The organism is Mycoplana rhizolycopersici (assembly GCF_013378445.1).
Taxonomy (GTDB): Bacteria; Pseudomonadota; Alphaproteobacteria; order Rhizobiales; family Rhizobiaceae; genus Mycoplana; species Mycoplana rhizolycopersici.
Window position 1 is genome coordinate 120,122 of the sequence record NZ_JABXYK010000005.1, and the last position, 18,399, is coordinate 138,520.

General features: G+C 61.8%; 14 protein-coding genes. 8 read left to right on the forward strand and 6 right to left on the reverse strand.

From position 1 onward, the window contains the following. Window positions 1-4: 4 nt before the first annotated feature. Complete coding sequence (locus HV823_RS09890) at window positions 5-907, reverse strand: branched-chain amino acid ABC transporter permease (protein WP_176949555.1); 903 nt, start codon at window positions 905-907, stop codon at window positions 5-7. 23 nt (window positions 908-930) lie between these two features. Here HV823_RS09890 and HV823_RS09895 point away from each other — a divergent pair, with 23 nt between their 5' ends. The 8 genes from HV823_RS09895 to HV823_RS09930 all read left to right on the forward strand — a co-directional run bounded on the left by HV823_RS09895 (window position 931) and on the right by HV823_RS09930 (window position 9,494). Continuing rightward, on the forward strand, window positions 931-1,113 hold the full coding sequence (locus HV823_RS09895) for a hypothetical protein (RefSeq protein WP_176949556.1): 183 nt from the start codon (window positions 931-933) through the stop codon (window positions 1,111-1,113). 238 nt (window positions 1,114-1,351) lie between these two features. Then, window positions 1,352-2,251 carry a sulfate adenylyltransferase subunit CysD gene (cysD, locus tag HV823_RS09900; protein ID WP_176949557.1) on the forward strand — a complete coding sequence of 300 codons (900 nt, stop codon included), beginning with the start codon at window positions 1,352-1,354 and terminating at the stop codon, window positions 2,249-2,251. After that, complete coding sequence (gene cysN / locus HV823_RS09905) at window positions 2,251-4,143, forward strand: sulfate adenylyltransferase subunit CysN (protein WP_176949558.1); 1,893 nt, start codon at window positions 2,251-2,253, stop codon at window positions 4,141-4,143. The genes cysD and cysN overlap by 1 nt, the downstream gene beginning before the upstream one ends. 90 nt (window positions 4,144-4,233) lie before the next feature. Continuing rightward, on the forward strand, window positions 4,234-5,031 hold the full coding sequence (gene cysQ / locus HV823_RS09910; RefSeq protein ID WP_176949559.1) for a 3'(2'),5'-bisphosphate nucleotidase CysQ: 798 nt from the start codon (window positions 4,234-4,236) through the stop codon (window positions 5,029-5,031). Window positions 5,032-5,246: 215 nt separating this feature from the next. Continuing rightward, entirely contained in the window at window positions 5,247-6,650 is a 1,404-nt protein-coding gene (locus tag HV823_RS09915; protein ID WP_176949560.1) for a KpsE/RkpR family capsule polysaccharide export protein, read from the forward strand. A 43-nt stretch (window positions 6,651-6,693) separates the two neighbouring features. Continuing rightward, window positions 6,694-7,485, forward strand: coding sequence for an ABC transporter permease (locus HV823_RS09920; RefSeq protein WP_176949561.1), 792 nt, complete (start codon window positions 6,694-6,696; stop codon window positions 7,483-7,485). Then, window positions 7,482-8,147, forward strand: coding sequence for an ABC transporter ATP-binding protein (locus HV823_RS09925; protein ID WP_176949562.1), 666 nt, complete (start codon window positions 7,482-7,484; stop codon window positions 8,145-8,147). The genes HV823_RS09920 and HV823_RS09925 overlap by 4 nt, the downstream gene beginning before the upstream one ends. A 309-nt stretch (window positions 8,148-8,456) precedes the next feature. After that, window positions 8,457-9,494 (forward strand): DUF2793 domain-containing protein, encoded by a 1,038-nt coding sequence (locus tag HV823_RS09930; protein WP_176949563.1) that lies wholly within the window; start codon window positions 8,457-8,459, stop codon window positions 9,492-9,494. Between the two features lie 70 nt (window positions 9,495-9,564). On the opposite strand, the gene HV823_RS09935 is transcribed toward HV823_RS09930, so the two are convergent. The 5 genes from HV823_RS09935 to HV823_RS09955 all read right to left on the reverse strand — a co-directional run bounded on the left by HV823_RS09935 (window position 9,565) and on the right by HV823_RS09955 (window position 18,243). Further along, the gene (locus tag HV823_RS09935) at window positions 9,565-11,010 is read right to left on the reverse strand and encodes a capsular polysaccharide export protein, LipB/KpsS family (protein WP_176949564.1); all 1,446 of its coding nucleotides are present in this window, start codon (window positions 11,008-11,010) and stop codon (window positions 9,565-9,567) included. Between the two features lie 172 nt (window positions 11,011-11,182). After that, the gene (locus HV823_RS09940) at window positions 11,183-13,207 is read right to left on the reverse strand and encodes a capsular polysaccharide biosynthesis protein (protein WP_176949565.1); all 2,025 of its coding nucleotides are present in this window, start codon (window positions 13,205-13,207) and stop codon (window positions 11,183-11,185) included. 128 nt (window positions 13,208-13,335) lie between these two features. Continuing rightward, a complete protein-coding gene (locus HV823_RS09945; RefSeq protein ID WP_176949566.1) occupies window positions 13,336-14,550 on the reverse strand; it encodes a polysaccharide biosynthesis/export family protein in 1,215 nt (404 codons plus the stop codon). 351 nt (window positions 14,551-14,901) lie between these two features. Beyond that, window positions 14,902-17,346, reverse strand: coding sequence for a GcvT family protein (locus tag HV823_RS09950; RefSeq protein WP_176949567.1), 2,445 nt, complete (start codon window positions 17,344-17,346; stop codon window positions 14,902-14,904). Between the two features lie 12 nt (window positions 17,347-17,358). Further along, a complete protein-coding gene (locus HV823_RS09955; protein WP_176949568.1) occupies window positions 17,359-18,243 on the reverse strand; it encodes a choline/ethanolamine kinase family protein in 885 nt (294 codons plus the stop codon). Window positions 18,244-18,399 lie beyond the last annotated feature (156 nt).

Below are 18,399 nucleotides of genomic sequence, written 5' to 3' on the forward strand. Positions count from 1 at the left end.
TGAATTATACCTTCTCGACTTCCGGTCGTCCGAGGATGCCGGACGGCTTGAAGATCAGGACGATGGCCAGGATCGAGAACGTGGCGACGTCCTTGTAGTCGATCGTGAAGTAGGCCGACCACAAGGATTCGATCAGCCCGATCAGAAGCCCGCCGAGAACCGCGCCCGGCAACGATCCGATGCCGCCGAGAACCGCAGCCGTAAAGGCCTTGACGCCCGGGACGAAGCCGTCGGTGAACACGATCACGCCATAGTACATCAGATACATGGTACCGGCGACGGCCGCGAGTGCCGCGCCCATGATGAAGGTGATGGAGATGGTGCGGTCGACGTCGATACCGAGCAGAGCCGCCATCTTGCGGTCCTGTTCGGTGGCACGCTGGGCGCGGCCGAGCGAGGTCTTGTTCACGATGTACCAGAATACGGCCAGAAGCGACACGGTCAGGATCATGATCATGATCTGCTTCAGCGAGACCGAGAGGCCGAAGACTTCGTAGACCGACGACACAAGCGGCGGGATCGGCTTGTTGCGCGGGCCCTGGGTCACCTGAACGAAGTTCGACAGGGTGATCGACATGCCGATCGCGGTGATCAGCGGCGCCAGGCGGAACGAACCGCGCAAGGGGCGGTAGGCGACCTTTTCGATCGTCCAGTTCCACAACGCCGCCGTCAGCATAGCGGCGGCCATCATCACCAGCAGCAGGATGACGACCGGGAGCCCGACAAAGACGCTTGTAAGGATCAGAAAGATGATGAGGGCGGCAAAGCCGCCGAGCATGAAAATATCGCCGTGAGCGAAGTTGATCATGCCGATGATGCCATAAACCATCGTATATCCGATGGCGATCAGCCCATAGATCGAGCCTAGAGTCAGCCCGTTTATGAGCTGCTGGACAAAGTATTCCATTGTCTATCCCCTGGATGCGATCCATGTGGCCGCATCTCTTGTTATTTGAGCTTTTGGAAGAGCCCTTGAACAGTGGGATTCCATACTGCTTTCCGGTCAAAAGGGAAGCGCAAAATGCCGAGACCATCAACTTCTTCGGTATTTTGGTGGATTTGACAATTAATTCGGCAGGAACGACAAAAAAACTGCGCTTTGCTCGCAAATAAGCCTGTCGATACGGTGGAATTCACCGTTTCGCCGTGAGCGGCGCCAGAGCAACAGGGGCAACGGAATGCCGTATCCGCACCAACAATCTTGGTGGAGGCCCATTGCAGCCATCGTGCAAACCCGAGTAAACGGAGCGTGAAATAGGAAGAAGCCGATCTGCAGATCGCCCCATTGCCGAACCCGCGCGCCTTAAGGAAAGACCTGGGAACGCTGCGCGGAAGGAAACGGAACCAGATAATGTCGCTTGCACATCTTCAACGTCTCGAAGCAGAGGCAATCCATATCTTTCGGGAAGTCGCCGCCACCGCCTCGAAGCCCGTTATGCTCTATTCGATCGGCAAGGACTCGTCCGTCCTGCTGCACCTCGCCCGCAAGGCGTTTTTCCCGGCCAAGCTGCCCTTCCCGCTCCTCCACGTGGACACCACCTGGAAGTTTCGCGAGATGATCGACTTCCGCGACCGGACGGCGAAAGAGCTGGAGCTGGACCTGATCGTCCATATCAATCCCGACGGCGTGGAGCAGAACATCGGCCCCATCAGCCACGGCTCCAGCTTTCACACCCATATGATGAAGACCGTGGCGCTCCGCCAGGCGCTGGACAAGTACGGCTTCGATGCCGCATTCGGAGGCGCCCGCCGCGACGAGGAGAAATCCCGCGCCAAGGAGCGCATCTTCTCCTTCCGCAATGCCCAGCATTCCTGGGATCCGAAGAACCAGCGCCCAGAGATGTGGAAGACCTACAACACCCGCGTCGCACCGGGCGAATCGATGCGCGTCTTTCCGCTGTCCAACTGGACCGAACTGGACATCTGGCAGTACATCCTGAAAGAAGAGATACCGATCGTGCCGCTGTACTTCGCAGCAACCCGCCCGGTAATCCAGCGCGACGGGATGCTCATCATGCGCGACGACGAGCGCATGCCGGTCGCAGACGGTGAAGCGGTGGAAGAACGGCTGGTGCGGTTCCGCACGCTCGGGTGCTATCCTCTGACCGGCGCCATCGAATCGGACGCCGCCACCGTTCCGGACATCGTGCGCGAGATGCTGACTGCGCGCACCTCCGAGCGCCAGGGCCGGCTGATCGACAAGGACGAGGCCGGGTCGATGGAAAAGAAAAAACGCGAGGGATATTTCTGATGAACGCGCTTGCATTTGCCGCAACGAGCGACGCGCTCAAGGAATACCTCGCCGAGCAGGAGCAGAAGCCGCTCCTGCGCTTCATCACCTGCGGCTCGGTGGACGATGGCAAATCGACGCTGATCGGCCGGTTGCTGTACGATACCAAGCTGATCTTCGACGACCAGCTCGAAGCGCTCGAGCGCGACAGCGTGCGGCACGGAAACGCCGGCGACGCCATCGACTTCTCGCTCCTGCTCGACGGCCTCGAGGCCGAGCGCGAGCAGGGCATCACCATTGACGTTGCCTATCGCTACTTCGCGACCTCGGAGCGCCGCTTCATCGTCGCCGACACGCCCGGCCACGAGGAATATACCCGCAACATGGCGACCGGCGCATCGACGGCCGACCTGGCGATCCTGCTCGTCGACAGCCGCCAGGGCATTCTCCAGCAGACACGCCGCCACGCCTACATCGCTTCGCTCCTCGGCATCCGCCATATCGTGCTGGCCGTGAACAAGATCGATCTCGTCGACTATGACGAGACCGTCTTCGAAACGATCGCGAACGACTTTCGCTTCTTCACCCTGGACTTCGGCTTCCAGACGATCACGCCGATCCCGATTTCCGCCCGCTACGGCGACAACGTGACGATCGCCTCGCAGAACATGCCCTGGTATCAGGGACCCAGCCTGCTCGGCCATCTGGAAACCGTTCCGATCGCCGATGCGGACCTGAACCGGCCGTTCCGCCTTCCCGTTCAGCTCGTCATCCGTCCGCATCTGGATTTCCGCGGCTTTGCCGGCCAGATCGCCGCCGGGCGCGTCTCGGTCGGCGACCGGATCGCGGTCACCAAGTCCGGCCACACCTCGACGGTGAGAAGCATCGTGACGGCGGACGGCAACCTCAAAAGCGCAGTCCAGGGGCAGGCCGTGACCCTCGTCCTTGACGACGAGGTCGACGTTTCGCGGGGCGACCTGCTTGCCGCCGCCGAAGATCGCCCGCAGCTGGCAGACCAGTTCATGGCCCACCTCGTCTGGTTTTCATCCGAGCCGATGATGCCCGGCCGCAGCTACGTTCTGCGCACGGAAGTCGACAGCGTCCCAGCGACGATCACGGCACTGAAATACCAGGTCGACATCAACAACTTCTCGCACGAGGCCAGCAAGTCTCTGCATATGAACGAGATCGGCGTCTGCAATATTTCAACGCAATCGCCGATCGCCTTCGACAGCTACAAGGACAACCGGACCACCGGAAACTTCGTGCTGATCGACCGCTTCACCAATGCCACCGTCGGCGCAGGCATGATCGACCACCCGCTCCGTCGCGCGACGAACATCCAGTGGCAGGCCCTCGACATCAACAAGGAAGCGCGCGCGGCGCTGAAGCACCAGAGGCCGGCCGTCCTGTGGCTGACCGGCTATTCCGGTGCCGGCAAATCCACCATCGCCAACACGCTGGAAAAGCTGCTGCACGCCCAGGGCAAGCACACCTATGTGCTGGATGGCGACAACGTCCGTCACGGCCTGAACCGCGACCTCGGCTTCACGGCCGAAGACCGCGTCGAAAACATCCGCCGCATGGCGGAAGTGGCCAAGCTCATGACCCAGGCAGGCCTGATCGTGATCGTCTCCGCCATCTCGCCGTTCCGCTCCGAGCGGCTGATGGCGCGCGACCTTTTCGAGGAGGGCGATTTCATCGAGATCTTCGTCGACACGCCCTTGTCGGAATGCACCAAGCGCGATCCGAAGGGCCTCTACAAGAAGGCGATGGCAGGCGAACTGCAGAACTTCACCGGCATCAGTTCGCCGTATGAGGAGCCTGAAAACGCAGAAATCCACCTGCGGACCGTCGACCACAGCCCCGATGAACTGGCGCTCCGAATCGCCCAGTACCTTGCCGAAAGATAACGACCGGCAAGCCGCCGCCCCATGCCGCGCCGGCAAATCCCGGCCGGCATGGCAGGCCGCATTCGCATGACGCATGATCAGGAAACATCGATGACCCTGCCCACCGATCTCATGGCGATACTCGAAAAGGCGGCGCTGGACGCCGGACGCGCCATTCTCGAAGTCTATCGCGCCGGGCCATCCGTTGTGCTCAAGAAGGATGCGACGCCGGTGACGGAGGCGGACGAACGCGCCGAAGCGATCATCCTTGCGCAACTCGGAGAGCATTTTCCCGATATTCCGGTCGTGGCGGAGGAGGCGGTGGCCGGCGGCAACGTGCCGGACGTTCGCGGGCGCTCCTTCTTCCTCGTCGACCCGCTTGACGGCACGCGTGAATTCATCGCGAGACGCGACGAGTTCACCGTCAATATCGCGCTGATCGAGAACGGCGTTCCGGTCGCCGGTATCGTCTATGCCCCTGCCCTCGGGACCGCTTACCGCGGTGCGAACGGGCAGGCCGAGAAGTTCGACGTGGACGAGAACTTCAACGTGCTGAACCGCCGGCCGATCGGCTGTCGCGCCCGAAATGCAAGCCTCAAGGCGGTCATCAGCCGCTCCCACGGCGATCCGCAGACCGAAGAATTCCTTCGTACGGAGGGAATTTGCGACCACACCACGATCGGTTCGTCGCTCAAGTTCTGTCTTCTCGCGGAAGGGCTCGCCGACGTCTATCCGCGCTTCGGGCGCACGATGGAGTGGGACACCGCAGCCGGAGACGCGGTGCTGCGGGCGGCCGGCGGCCGCGTCACCTGCCCGGATGGAAGCCCGTTCCGGTATGGCAAGACCGACCAATCCACCGACGTCGATTTTGCAAATTCGGCCTTCATCGGCCGGGGTCACGCTTCCTGAACAACTTTTCCTTGCCGGCACCGTCACAATATTAACGAATTGACACGTGAACAGGGGGTATGTTGGAAGCGCTGCCTCCATACGGACAGAAACTTCGCCCATGGTTGAGGATCAGCACATGGGCCGTCATCTTGTAACTGGATGACGTATCGAATAAACTGCCGACTGATCAGGCATTTAGCAAATATTACCTAGTCAACCACGAGAGCATTGCCGTGAAGAAAGACACTGCGCCCGCAGCACCCGAGCTGGAACCAGAAAGCCGAGAGCAGCCGCAGGCCAGCAACCTTCTGGATATGGCCAAGGCGCGAATCGTTCGTCGTGCCGAGCGCCAGAAGCGTCGCCTCATCCGCGAGGCGTCGGCTGCGGCCGATTCGAGGCCGGGACGCGATCCGTTCGATGACGACGACGATCTCCTGCCCGCCAAGAAGGAACCGGGCAAGAAATTTTCGACCGCGTCGATCTTCGAAATGCCTGTCCTTCCCAAAAGGACGAGCAAGATCGCCTGGACGCCGGTCTCGTTCCTGCTCGCCGTGATCGTGCCGACGCTTGTCGTCGGCTTCTATTTCGCATTCATGGCAAGCCCCCAGTACGAGGTCGAGACCCAGTTCGCGGTCCGTGGCGCCAACCAGAGTTCTCTCGGAGCCCTCGGACTGGGCAGCCTGATGGGTACCACGGCCGAATCCGGCGACTCCTATATCGTAACCGACTATGTCCAGTCCCAGCAGGTCCTGCAGGACATGCGCGATCAGGTCGGCCTTGATGTCCGTACGCTGTATGCACACGACGGCATCGACTTCTTCTACAAGACCGCAGCCGACGTTCCGTTGGACAAGTTCGTGTCCTACTGGCGCGACATGATCAATGTCAGCTTCAATTCGACGACCGGCAACGTGACGCTGCAGGTGTACGCCTTTACGCCCGAGGACGCCAAGAGGATTACGGATGCGGTCCTGCTCGTTTCCGAAAACCTCGTGAACAAGCTGTCCGAAGAATCCCGCAACCAGTATACCGACGTCGTCAACAAGCAGGTCGAGCGCGCCGAGAACCGACTGGCCAGCGTCCGCGAGCAGCTGTCGCAGTTGCGCCAGACCGAACAGGCGGTCGATCCGAGCACGCTTGCGTCGATGGAATCGTCGATCATCGGTGACATCGAGAAAGAACTGGCCCAGATCAGAAGTCGCTACAAGGCGCTGACCACTGCCGCCAGCAGAGAAGCCCCGTCCGCCAAGGTGATGGAACGACGCATCATCGCCCTTGAGGCACAGCTTGCCGAACAGAAGGCCCGCGTCGGCTCGGGAACCGTGCAGAAGACAGGCCGCAATGCCGGTACCGGGAACGGCAACCTGACCGAGGTCATCGATCGCTTCTCGCAACTCTCGATCGAACAGGAATTTGCCGTGAAGGCCTATTCGACTTCACTCGCCGGCCTGGAGACCGCGATGGTGGAGGCCCAGAAGCAGGAGCGCTTCTTTGCAACCTATGTCGCGCCGCGTGTTCCCGAAATTGCCATCTATCCGAAGCGTTTTCTGAATACGCTGCTCGGTTTCTTGGCATTCTTCGCAGCCTGGCTCGTCGGCTTCTTCGTCTACAAGTCGATCAAGGACCACGCCATTTGATGGCGGTTCGTCGCCGCCGAGGTGGAACTCTGGAAACGCCACGATGTACCTGACGGAGAAAAGCTTTCGCTATGCCTTGAGGGAGAATGCGCGCGTCATCGCAGCGTTGGTGGTCCGAAGCGGCGTGACCCGCTTCGGCGAAAGCCGCATCGGCTATCTGTGGACGCTCTTGGAACCTGCGATCTACGTAGGGATGTTCCTTTTGATGCATGGCTTCGTTCGCAGCAAGCTGCCCTTCGGCGACAGCGCGATGCTGTTCTTCCTCACCGGCGTGATCGGGTTTCGCATGACGAACCTGATTGCCAGAAAGGCAGCTAACGGACTGTCGCACAATCAGCCGATGCTGGCCTATCCGCTGGTCAAGCCGCTGGACACGATCGTTGCCGCCTTCATTCTGGAAGCGATCATCTGGCTGATCATCTGCGCGCTGTTCCTTTTCTTCATGTACGCGTTTCTCGGCCGCAAGATCATCGTCTATCCGCTGGAATTCGGCGCAAGCGTGCTCGCGATCAGCTATTTCGCCTTCTCCTTCGCGGTCTTTACCGCGACATTCGGAACCCTGGTTCCGCTCTGGGCGAAGGTGCTCAAATTCAGCAACATGCCACTGATGCTTTCGTCGGGCGTCGTGTTCGTGCCTGCGACGCTGCCGCCACAGATACTGGCGATCATCTGGTGGAACCCCTTCCTTCACTGCGTGGAATGGTTCCGTTCGGCCACCTACCTCGACTACGTTTCCGTGCTGGACAAAACCTACCTGCTGTCCGTATCGACCGGCCTCCTGGTGATCGGGCTGGCACTCGATCGGTTCTACAGAAACAGGATCATCAGCGAATGATCGTGTTCGACAACGTCAGCAAGGTCTTCAAGAATCCGCGTGGCGGCAAAAAGGTCGTGCTGGAGAATTTCACCGCGACCTTCAGGCCGGGACTGAACATCGGCATCCTCGGCCGCAACGGTGCCGGCAAGTCCACGTTGATGAACCTCATTTCCGGCATCGATACGCCGACCACCGGCAACATCTACCGCACCGGCAAGATCTCCTGGCCGCTCGGCTTCAAGGGAGGCGTTCACGCACGCCTCACCGGAGCGCAGAACACTCGCTTCATTGCCGACATCTATGGCAAGGACCGCGAAGAAGTCCTCGAGTTCGTGAAGGATTTTTCGGAGCTGGGCTCCTATCTCGACATGCCGGTGCGCACCTATTCGGCCGGCATGCGCGCCCGCCTCGCCTTCGGTATCTGCATGGCGATCGAGTTCGAATACTATCTCATCGACGAAGTCATCGCCGTCGGCGACAGTTCCTTCAAGAAAAAGAGCAAGAAGGTGTTCGATGAACGGCGGGAGAACGCGACGCTGCTTCTCGTGTCCCACTCCTCTTCGCTGCTGCGCGCCTTCTGTCACATCGGCGGAATCATCAAGGACGGCAAAGTCACCTTTTACGACGACATCGATGAGGCAATCGCCGTTCATGAAGACAACCTCGCACATGGAAAATAGTCGGCATTGCGGGGACGAAAATTCTCCGCATTGAATGCCGAGGCACATGGCAAAGACCCGCTCTCCAGTCTGAGCGGCATGTTCAGGTAGTCTTACGCCTACTAAAATTCACGCTCCACATCAAAGACTTGACCTGCACGAACCCTGCAGTGTCGATGGGATCGGCAGTTCACTTCGGCTGCTGCCGATTGGCCTTCCCGTAACCATCGCCGATCGTCACCGTCCTCGCCACGTCCCGCAGATCTATCCTTTGCACTAACAGGGCTGCGTTTGCGCCAGCCCGATTTGGCAATGGCCGCGGAGACAATGATGCAGGAACAGACGACGAGACTTGGCCTCCCCTACATTCTGCCCTCGCAGGCGCAAAAGCACGTGCCGCACAACGAGGCCCTGGAAACCCTCGATGCGCTCGTGCAACTGGTTCTGGCCACCATCGGCAACTTCGCTCCGGCAACGCCGGAGGATGGGGCCTGCTTCGGCATCGGCGTTTCACCTTCCGGTCCCTGGAGCGCGCGCGCCGGCATGATAGCCCGCTGGTCCGGTGGTGTCTGGCAGTTCGTTCAGCCACAAAGGGGTTGGCTCGCATGGTGCTCCGACGAGAACCGGCTGTATGTCCATGACGGCGGCACCTGGACGCGCTTCACCCATATCGGCCCCCTTCAGACGCTCGGAGTCAACGCGACGCCTGACGAAACGAACCGGCTGGCGCTGTCCTCCGATGCCTGCCTGCTGACCCATGATGGAGGCGACCACAGGCTCAAGATCAACAAGGCGGGTCCAGGCGATACGGCAAGCGTCGTGTTTCAATCGGATTGGGCGGGCCAGGCGGAACTGGGGCTCGCCGGCAACAACGATCTCTCGATCAAGGTCGCAGACGGTTCGGGCGGCTGGCTGACTGCCCTTGCCATTGGCGATACCGGACACGTCGCCACCCCACTCAGGCCCGCCGCGCACGCCTGGGCCAACGTTGCTCCTATTGCAATGGCCGCAGGCAGCCTGAGCGGCTTCACGGACACGGAGTTTGCAACGGGCGGCTTTGCGCTGGGTCTCCCCCTGCCCTCGGGAATCGGTAACACGCTCGTGGTTCCGACATCCGCATACTATCTCATCTGCCTCGGCGCCACGCCGGCCAGCACCAGCCCCATCACCGTCGATGTCATCGTCAATGGTACGAAGATCGTCGTTGGCACAGGCAATCACAGCGGCGCACCCGCATCCCGCAAGATCTGCGCTTCCGGGATCGTTCCGCTGGCAGAAGGCGATTGGCTCGCCCTGCATCACCAGGGGAATGCAGTGATCGATTTCGGCTTCAACAAGACGGACCTGTCGATCATTGCACTGACTTGAGGGAACTCCGCCCGGTGCGACCCGGCATGCAGGCGAAAAAAGTCAGCCGTGGAAAATCCGGAGGAAATGCCTATCCCTGGGAAACGTCGGGCAGCGGATTGTCAAAAGCCCCGCTGATGACATCGGCCTGCCGCCCCTTGTGCTCGACACGGCGGCCGGTCGCGACGGCCTCCGTCAGCTTGTCGCGCAGCGCCTGGATCGCAACCTCCATGCCCTCATAGGCGTAAAAGTCGCCGGGCTGGAGACATTGCTCATGGAGCCAGGAAAGGTACCGTGTCCGCACCTCGCCCGGTGAGACCTTGCTCCAGGTCCAGAAGGCATCGAGATCGATGCCCTTGTTGACGCAGAACGCCAGATCCGGGTGTCGGTAAATCGCCTGTCCCATGACGGCCAGCGGAATGCCGTGATGAATGGCGAACAGGCCGGAGGTGCTGTTGATCGTGACCATGCCCGCGGCATGGCGCGTCAAGAGACCGAGCGAGCCACCATCGATAATGTGGACGCGATCTGCCACGTCGTTCAGCTGGCTGACCTGCTGAATGAACTGCCGATCGCGGCTATGGCCCCGTTCCATCGGGTGGATCTTGAACACAAGCTGGTGCGTCGCCGGCGCATTTCGGGCAAACGAGACGATGGACTTCAAGATCAGCTTCTGGCTGTTCCAGCTGCCGGCAGCCCGACCGAGCTGGCTGTCGTCATGCACCTGGAGCGGAATGAGGTAGTATTTGTGATCGAAATGCTCGAGCAGGCGCTCGACGCAGCGGTAGTTGGCATTCAGGTTGCGGAACTTCCGATAGTAGTTCTTGATCCAGTAGAACGCCTCCGAGGCGAGCATGCGCTTCTGCTTGTGGAAGAGCTTGCGCTCGCTGGCGGTGGAAAGGAGATTGCGGAGTGAGAAATACAGGAATGCGTAGGACGCCATGGCGCCGAACGAAGATGCGTAGGATACGCCCTTGCGGCGTTCGGAATAGCGTCCCGAATAGTCTTCCGGGGGCAGCTTTCCGGCAATCGGCGACCGCCAGTTGTTGCCACCGAATTCAAGGGTGATGTTACCCGGCCGCAGATAGCCTTCTTCCAGGCAGATGACCGGAATGCCGAGCTTCTCGCAACAGGCGATTGCGACCCTGTGGACCTCGCGCTCGCAGCCGAAAAGCACGACATAATCGAAGCCATGCGCCTTCAGCATCTCTGACAGCCAGACGTTCCAGGTATCGGAGGTGCCTGAAAAATTCAGCGTCTTGTCGCGATGGGCGAAGAGGCGATCGCCGACATTGAAGCACACGCGCCACGCATCGAAACCGCTCTCGTTCAGAAGCGTCTGCGCCTTGCGAAAGAAGGGGCCGACCGGACCCTGCAGAAGAAGAACCCGGGGAACGCTCTTCGAGGGGAAAGGAGTGGACTGCTTGCGACGCAGGTTCAGATAGATCAGGCGCGAAGATCCACGACCAGCGGCCTGCTCTCCATCACGCACGCCGCTCTTTGTCGTCCGATCTGTCGAAGCGCGATCGCTTGGCATGATGCTCCGGTTGTACGTGGGGAATATGAAAAGGTTGCTTGGTCATTGCACAGGCATCGATTTTTATCAACGCGTTCATACTCAATTATTCTTACCAATCTGTCATTTTTCGAAATCTTCGTGCGTTCGTGCAACGTGACATATCCCGGCTGCAGCCGGGACCAGAACAGCCTTAGCCGAGCCTGCGGTCCCGGAGCCGCACGGCAATCCTGTTGGCAACCTGCGCAACGCCGCCCAGCAGGCGGTCGGCCGTCGACACGGGCTGCGGACGTCCCTCCGAAATCTCTCGCACAAGATCTTCCGGACGGCACGGCATACCGCTCAGAGGGTGGATGTAGAATGGATAGAGGATGAGCGTTGCCGCGACCAGCATGTCGATGTTGATCCGCCGCTTCCGGCGTTGCAGAGGGTTGCGGTCGTCGGTCAACCCCCACCCCGCATAGAACGGCATGCCGTGCACACCGACGGCCTTGTCGCGGATCAGGGCCTCGAATCCGGTCAGGGACGTCATCGTCTCGATACGATCGGCCCAGGATATCCAGCGCATGATGTCGCCGTCACGCACGATCAGGTCTGCGGCATCCGGCACTTTGCCGCCGGAACGCATTCCGGACACGACGTCCGGATGCTCCTTGTAGACGACGAAGGCGTCGGGATAGAGCGCACGTACGGCGGCGACCAGCGCTGCGTTGGACTTCACCACCGGCGAACCGAAGCGGATCGATGCGTCCTTCTCGACCTGCCCCGGCACGAGAATCTTCAACCGCCCGGCCGGAGGCTGCGGCAGATTCACAGCCGTGCCGACATTGTATTTGGAAATGCCCCGCGCGATCAGCATCTGCCGCAACGCCCGCGCCCGCTGCGACAAGCTGGCGTCGAACTCCGCCGTGCCGATAAGCTCTTCCAGTCCGCTGGCGCTGCGGGCATCGTAATAGACCGTGCGTCCGTCCAGGGCGACCGACGACGGCATCACCAGCGACACGCCAAGTCCTTTCGACCTGACGAAGCCGTCCTCGATCCGGATCGCCTCGATCCCGTCCGGCAATTTCCTGTCAGAGCCCCAGACGGCGACAAGACCGCCGATTTCGCCTGCCCGGCGCGACGCGTCCTCTATTCGGCGCGCATGAAGGGGCGCCCCGGCCTGCCCTTTCAGGAACGGCGACAGCGCTCTTCGCTTCCATGGCGACATGCCCGCCGTCACCACGCGCCTCGGCAGGCGCGATCGCTGGTCGCGCACGGTTTGCGCCTGCTCGATGGCGCGTTCCAGCGTGCATTCGGACCGGTCGTGCAGATCCAGGTAACGGGCGTAGCGGAGATAGGCCGCATCGAAGATCTGCTCCAGGCTCGCCGCATGGCGGGGTGTCGGGGCAGCAACATGGTCGACCGTAGCGCCACGGCCGGAGAAAAACGAGACACCGAAGCAATGGACCGTCTTGCCGGCCATCAGCGCCTCGAACCCCAACTGGCTGGACACGTTATAGACCGCATCCGCATCTTCCAGCAGCGGCCAGGGGTTCATCGGTGCCGGCACGACGATCTCGACGCCGAGTTTCTGCGCCGCCTGCCGCAGCAGGCTGCGGTCGCCGGCGGCCGGATGGGTCCGCACGGCCAGGACCTTGCCGGAATGGTGCGCGGCCGCGTGCTCCATCATCCGCATGAAGGCGCCTTCATCGGCAAGCGCGCCTGAAATCGAGGCGTCGCCCGCGACCTGATCGACGAGCAGGACGTAGGCGCGCCCGAGCGGCATCCCCGCCTCGCGCAGTCCGATGAGCCGGCCGTTGTTGTACTTGGAAAGCCGGGCCTGCCGGATCGCCTCGATCAGGCCGCGCGAGCGCTCCAGCGCACTGCCGTCAGGCGGAGTGTCGAGGAGCCTCTGCAGGCGCGAAGGCCCGGCAGCATCGAAATAGATCCCTTCGTCATCAACGACAAATGACTGCGAGGGTTCGCCGGCGCCAGGCGCATATCCCTTGATGAAGCCGTCCTCGACGATGATACAGGGCTTGCCCGTCCTGGCCGCGAGCGTTTTGGCGCGGAGACCCGACGGTCGCCAGCCCCAGCCGACGAAGCCGTCGAGCCGGCGCATGCCGGCAAGCGGCCAGAGAACGATCTCGGCATCAAGCAGGCGCGCGATATCCGCCCGGATCCGCCATAGCCCGGCGGATGTGACGGCATAGGTCTTTCGTTCTCGCTCACCCACGATGCGCTTGATCCGCTTCTTTCAGGTCAACAGCTTCATGGCACGCCATCGGGCGGCCAGATACGCCGAGGGGGCATCGGCCCGGCCGACGCCCCCTCGGGTTCCAAATCTATACCCTCGCCGACCGATCAGAAAGTGCGGTTGACGTTGTTGACCGCCGAAAACGTGCCGGTCATCATGGACACGAAGCGGCCGAAATCGGTTGCCGGATGGCGCGACAGATAGATCACGTCGCGATTACGGACCGGGAACGACTGCGCCACGATGTAGCTCTGCGGCTTGCCCAGGTCGAGACGGTAGATGATCGGATAGCGGCCCTTGCCGTCCGACGTCATGCCCTTGGCGAGCAGGTCGCGGAACCGGTCATCGCCGACGACATGGCGGTAGACGCTTTCGTTCTCGTAGCGGAAGATGAAGTAGCCCTTCGGGTCAGCCGTCGTCATGTTGCCGCCGCCGGCAAGTGCGGCCGCCTCGATGAGGCTCAGGCTGCTGGCATTGAACGGCACCTTGCCGGACTTCTCGGTCTGGCCGAGCGCGGAGAAGGTCTGCGGATCGTAGGTTACGTAGATCCGGTCCTCGGGCCGGACGATGATGTCCTCCTTCGGATTGTCCACGATCGTCTGAAGCAGCACGGTGCCGGTGCGGCCGCCGCGCTTCAGCGTCACATATGTATCGTAAGGCGCCTTGGAGGCGCCGCCCGCCCGGGCGAGCACGCCGCTCAGATGCTCGGCGTTAAGGCCGAGCGGGATCATCGCTGCCTCGCGAACATCGCCCTGCACCGACACGGCGCGCGATTCGTTGCCGGCGATGGAGACGAGCACATCAGGCTCGACCGCCTTGGCCTTCAGCGCATCGACGATCGTCGATCGCGCCGTCTCGAGCGTCATTCCGGCGAAGCGCACGGCGCCGACATAAGGAATCTGGCCACGGCCATCCGGCTGGACGACGACGGGAATGGTGGTCGACTTGCGCTCCGTCGTAGAGAAAAGGCCGTCTGGGCCGGCTTCGAAGATCGTCACTTCGAGCTTGTCGCCGACGCCGATGACCGGCACGCCCCCGGCACCGCCGAAACCGAACGTTCGTGCAAGGCTCGGAGTGCCGAGCATCGTCACACTGTTGGCCACGCGCTGGTCGATCTCGACCACGTCGAAGACGGTCTTCGTCTGCGGAATCTTGTAGTTACCGCCTTCCGCCGCACCCGACTCGACCACTTCGCGGGTCAGAGGACCATCGCTCGGCACAAGGCAGCCGGAAAGCGTCAAGAGCGCAGCCCCGGTCACGAGGCGCATAAAAGACCGTGCAACCCTTTTGCCGGGGGTGCCGTTGCCTTCGATTTTATACATCACACTGCAATTCCCTTTGGCCGCGCCCATACAAGGCACGACGCAGAAACCGGACCAAGGTCCGCTCCATCAAACCAACAGGGGTAGAAAGTCAATGTCCCACCACAATCTGTCCCAGAGACCGAGCCAAGGTCTCCCGCGTCACCATGGAGCAAATCCCTTGCACATTCGTTACGCCAAGAAAAGTCGATTTCGCGGTCACCTGCTAAAACCCGGCTTTTCCACGGGATTTTCAAAGGGGGTGCGATAAAAAGAGCGCATTTTAATTATCCGTAAACACGTTCCTGCCGCACCTGCGCCGTCAATTTTCCTGGAATCAGTGTCGTCTGCCCCGCCCCTCGCATACGCCCATCACATCCGCACACGCACCCCGCGCGGGTCATAGAGCGGCGACAGAAATGGTGTGCAGGCAACACGGATTCCCGCCACGTCGAGCTCATACTGCCCGGAAAGCACATAGTGGGCATCGACGCCGTCGCCGTTTCTGACATAGCCGAGGCCGATCGGCCTGCCGATCGTATGGCCGTAGCCGCCGCTCGTCAGCCAGCCCGCCCGCTCTGTGTTGCGGTAGATCGTCTCGCGGCCGAGAAGAACGATGTCGGAACGCTCCGGCGTAAAGCAGACGAGCAGCTTGCGGACACCTTCGGCGCGCTGGCGTTCGACCGCCGTGCGGCCGCGAAAATCCGCCCCGCCCTTCCTTACCGCCCAGCCAATCCCGGCCTCGACCGGGGTGTGGTCCGGCCCGATGTCCGATCCCCAGGCCCGATATCCCTTTTCCAGCCTGCACGTCTCGATCGCCCGGTAGCCCGCATTGGCAAGGTCGTCGCTTCGCCCCGCCTGCATCAAGGCGTCATAGACCACCTTCGCATGTGCGGCGGGCACATGCAGCTCCCATCCCAGTTCTCCGACATAGGTGATGCGCAAGGCGCGAACCGAATGGCCGGCGACACGGATGTCGCGCACCGTGGCAAAGGGGAACGCCTCGTTCGAGACATCGTCGGACGTCACCTTTTGCAGGACGGCACGCGCGCGCGGCCCCATCAGCGCGAGGACGGACCAGGCATCGGTCACATCCTCCAGCCGCGCGTCGAGGCCGGCGGGAATATTGCGCGCGATCCAGTCGAAGTCGTGCGTCGCAAAGCCGGTCCCGGTGACGATGTAGTATTCGTCCTCCGCCAGCCGTGCGGCGGTAAGATCGCATTCGATGCCGCCACGATCGTTCAGCATCTGGGTATAGACGACGGAGCCCGGTTTTCGCGCCACGTCGTTTGCGGCGATCCAGGACAATGCCCGCTCGGCGTCGCGACCTCTCAGCGAGAATTTTGCAAACGACGTCTGGTCGAAAATGACGGCCCTCTCGCGAACGGCACGGTGCTCGCGGGCCACGGCCCCGAACCAGTTCGGGCGGTCGTAGGTATAGAGGTCCCCGGGCCTTTCACCGGCGGCCAGATCGGCAAACCAGTTCGGGCGCTCCCAGCCGAGCTTCTCGCCGAAACACGCGCCCTGCCCCTTGAGGCGGCCGTAGAGCGGCGAGGTGCGGAAGGGCCGAGCGCTTGCGTGCTCCTCGGACGGCCAGGCCATGGTGTAGTGCTTTCCATAGGCCTCCACCGTGCGCCGCCGGATCCAGTCCGCATCGAAATGCGGGCGGCCGAAGCGGCGGATATCGACCGGCCAGAGGTCGAACGGCGCCTCTCCCCTGACAACCCATTCGGCAAGCGCCATGCCTGCGCCGCCTCCCGCCGCGATGCCGAACGCATTGAAGCCGGCGCCGACGAAAAAGTTGCGCAAGGTCGGCGCTTCGCCGAGGATGAAATTGCCATCGGGGGTAAAGCTCTCGGGGCCATTGAGCAATTGTTTCACCCCTGCCGTCTGCAGGGCCGGGACGCGTCCAAGCGCCAGCTCCATGATCTGCTCGAACCGCCCGATATCCGGATCAAGCAGCCCGAAATGGAAGCCTTCCGGAATGCCTTCCACAGCCCAGGGCGCCGGGTTCGGCTCATATCCTCCCATCACCAGGCCGCCGACTTCCTCCTTGTAGTAAGTCAGCCGATCCGGATCGCGCAGCGTCGGCAGATCCGTCGGCACGCCGAAGGCCTCGGTGATCAGATACTGGTGCTCCATCGGCACCAGAGGCACGTTTACGCCGAATCGGGCCGCAAACGTGCGTGTCCACTGCCCCGCGCAAACGACCACCCGTTCGCACTCGATCCGGCCACGCTCCGTCACCACCGCGCGAATGCGGCCGTCGTCGATCACGAGATCGGTGACTTCCGTATCCTCGAATATCGAGGCGCCGGCCATCGTCGCGCCGCGCGCCAACGCCTGGGTGATGTCGGAAGGATTGGCCTGCCCGTCGGTCGGCAGGAAGGCGGCGCCGACGAGATCGTCGATCGCCATCAGCGGCCAGAGTTCCTGCGCCTCGTTCGGCGTCAGCAATGCCATATCGAGACCAAAGGAACGCGCCGTCGTGGCCTGACGCTTCACCTCCGTCCAGCGCTGTTCGTTGCAGGCAAGCCGCAGTCCGCCGTTCATCTTCCATCCCGTGCCCAGCCCCGTCTCCGCCTCGAGCCGCTGGTAGAGATCCACCGAATAGCCGAGCAGCTGGGTGATGTTCGCGCTCGTGCGCAACTGCCCCACAAGCCCCGCGGCATGGAACGTCGTGCCCGAGGTCAGCTTCTTGCGTTCCAGCAGAACGGTGTCCGTCCAGCCGAGCTTGGCAAGGTGATAGGCGGTCGAGCAGCCGACGATGCCGCCACCGATGACGACCGCCTTTGCGCTGGAAGGAAGCTCTTTCATGCTGAACGTTCTTTACTCTTCTGAATGGCGAAATTGCGCATGGGCGCGCTGGAACCGGTCCAGATTGTCGGCGGTATAGCCGGCATAGTCGAAGTCGATGGTCGAATGCAGCTCCGAGACCATGCTCCACAGCGTCTCGCGCAGCAGCGAGGCGCATTTCATCGCCTGGTATCGCCGCCACAATCCGGCATCGAGCGGGCGTTCGAAGTAAAATTCCAGCAGCCAGCGCTCCTGCGCCTCGTCGAGTTCGTTGTTGGAGGCAAGCCCGCCGAGATCGAACAGCGGCGTATTGTAGCCGGCATAGTCCCAGTCGATCAGCCAGAGCCGGCTTCCGTCGTCGATAAAGTTCGCCGCCAGCAGGTCATTGTGTCCGAAAACAATGTCGTATGGCCCTGCCTGCGCCTCGAGGCAGCGGGAGATCCGCAGCAGGTCCTGAAGTTTCGACGCATGCCGACTTCCCGCCGCCGCAAGCGTCGCCGCATAATCCTCGATGACGTGGAACGCCCAGAAGATCATCGCGCTGCCGCGATAATGCCGCCCGGTCTCGCGATGGGAACAGCGCACCAGCGCAACGGCACGCTCCAGATAGGCCGGCGAGCGGATGTCTTCGGGCGAAAGCGTCTTGCCGTCGACATAGTCCAGCACGAGCACGCCGGGCTGATGATGGACTATGGCAGGCGAAATGCCGGCCGCATGCGCCGCGCGGCTTGCGGCGACTTCGTTCTGCCGGCTGATCTGGTGGACGGGAATGTCGTCGCCCAGGCGCACCACACAGGTCCGCCCGCTATCGGAAACCCTGTAGTTGCGATTGGTAATGCCCCCCTTGAGGACGGCGACCTCCGGCCTACCCTCCCACAGAGGCAGCGAACGGATCATTTCCAGCGCCGCCACGTCCATCTGACATCGTTCCCTGGCGCCTTGCGCGACGCGCCTCATTTTGCCTCGAAATTCCCGCACTCCCGGAAAACTGTCAAGAAATTTCCACAAAAAATAACAAAGACATGGCTTTTTGTTGCATGTACAATCTAGCATGGCCTGCACGGCGTGGAATAA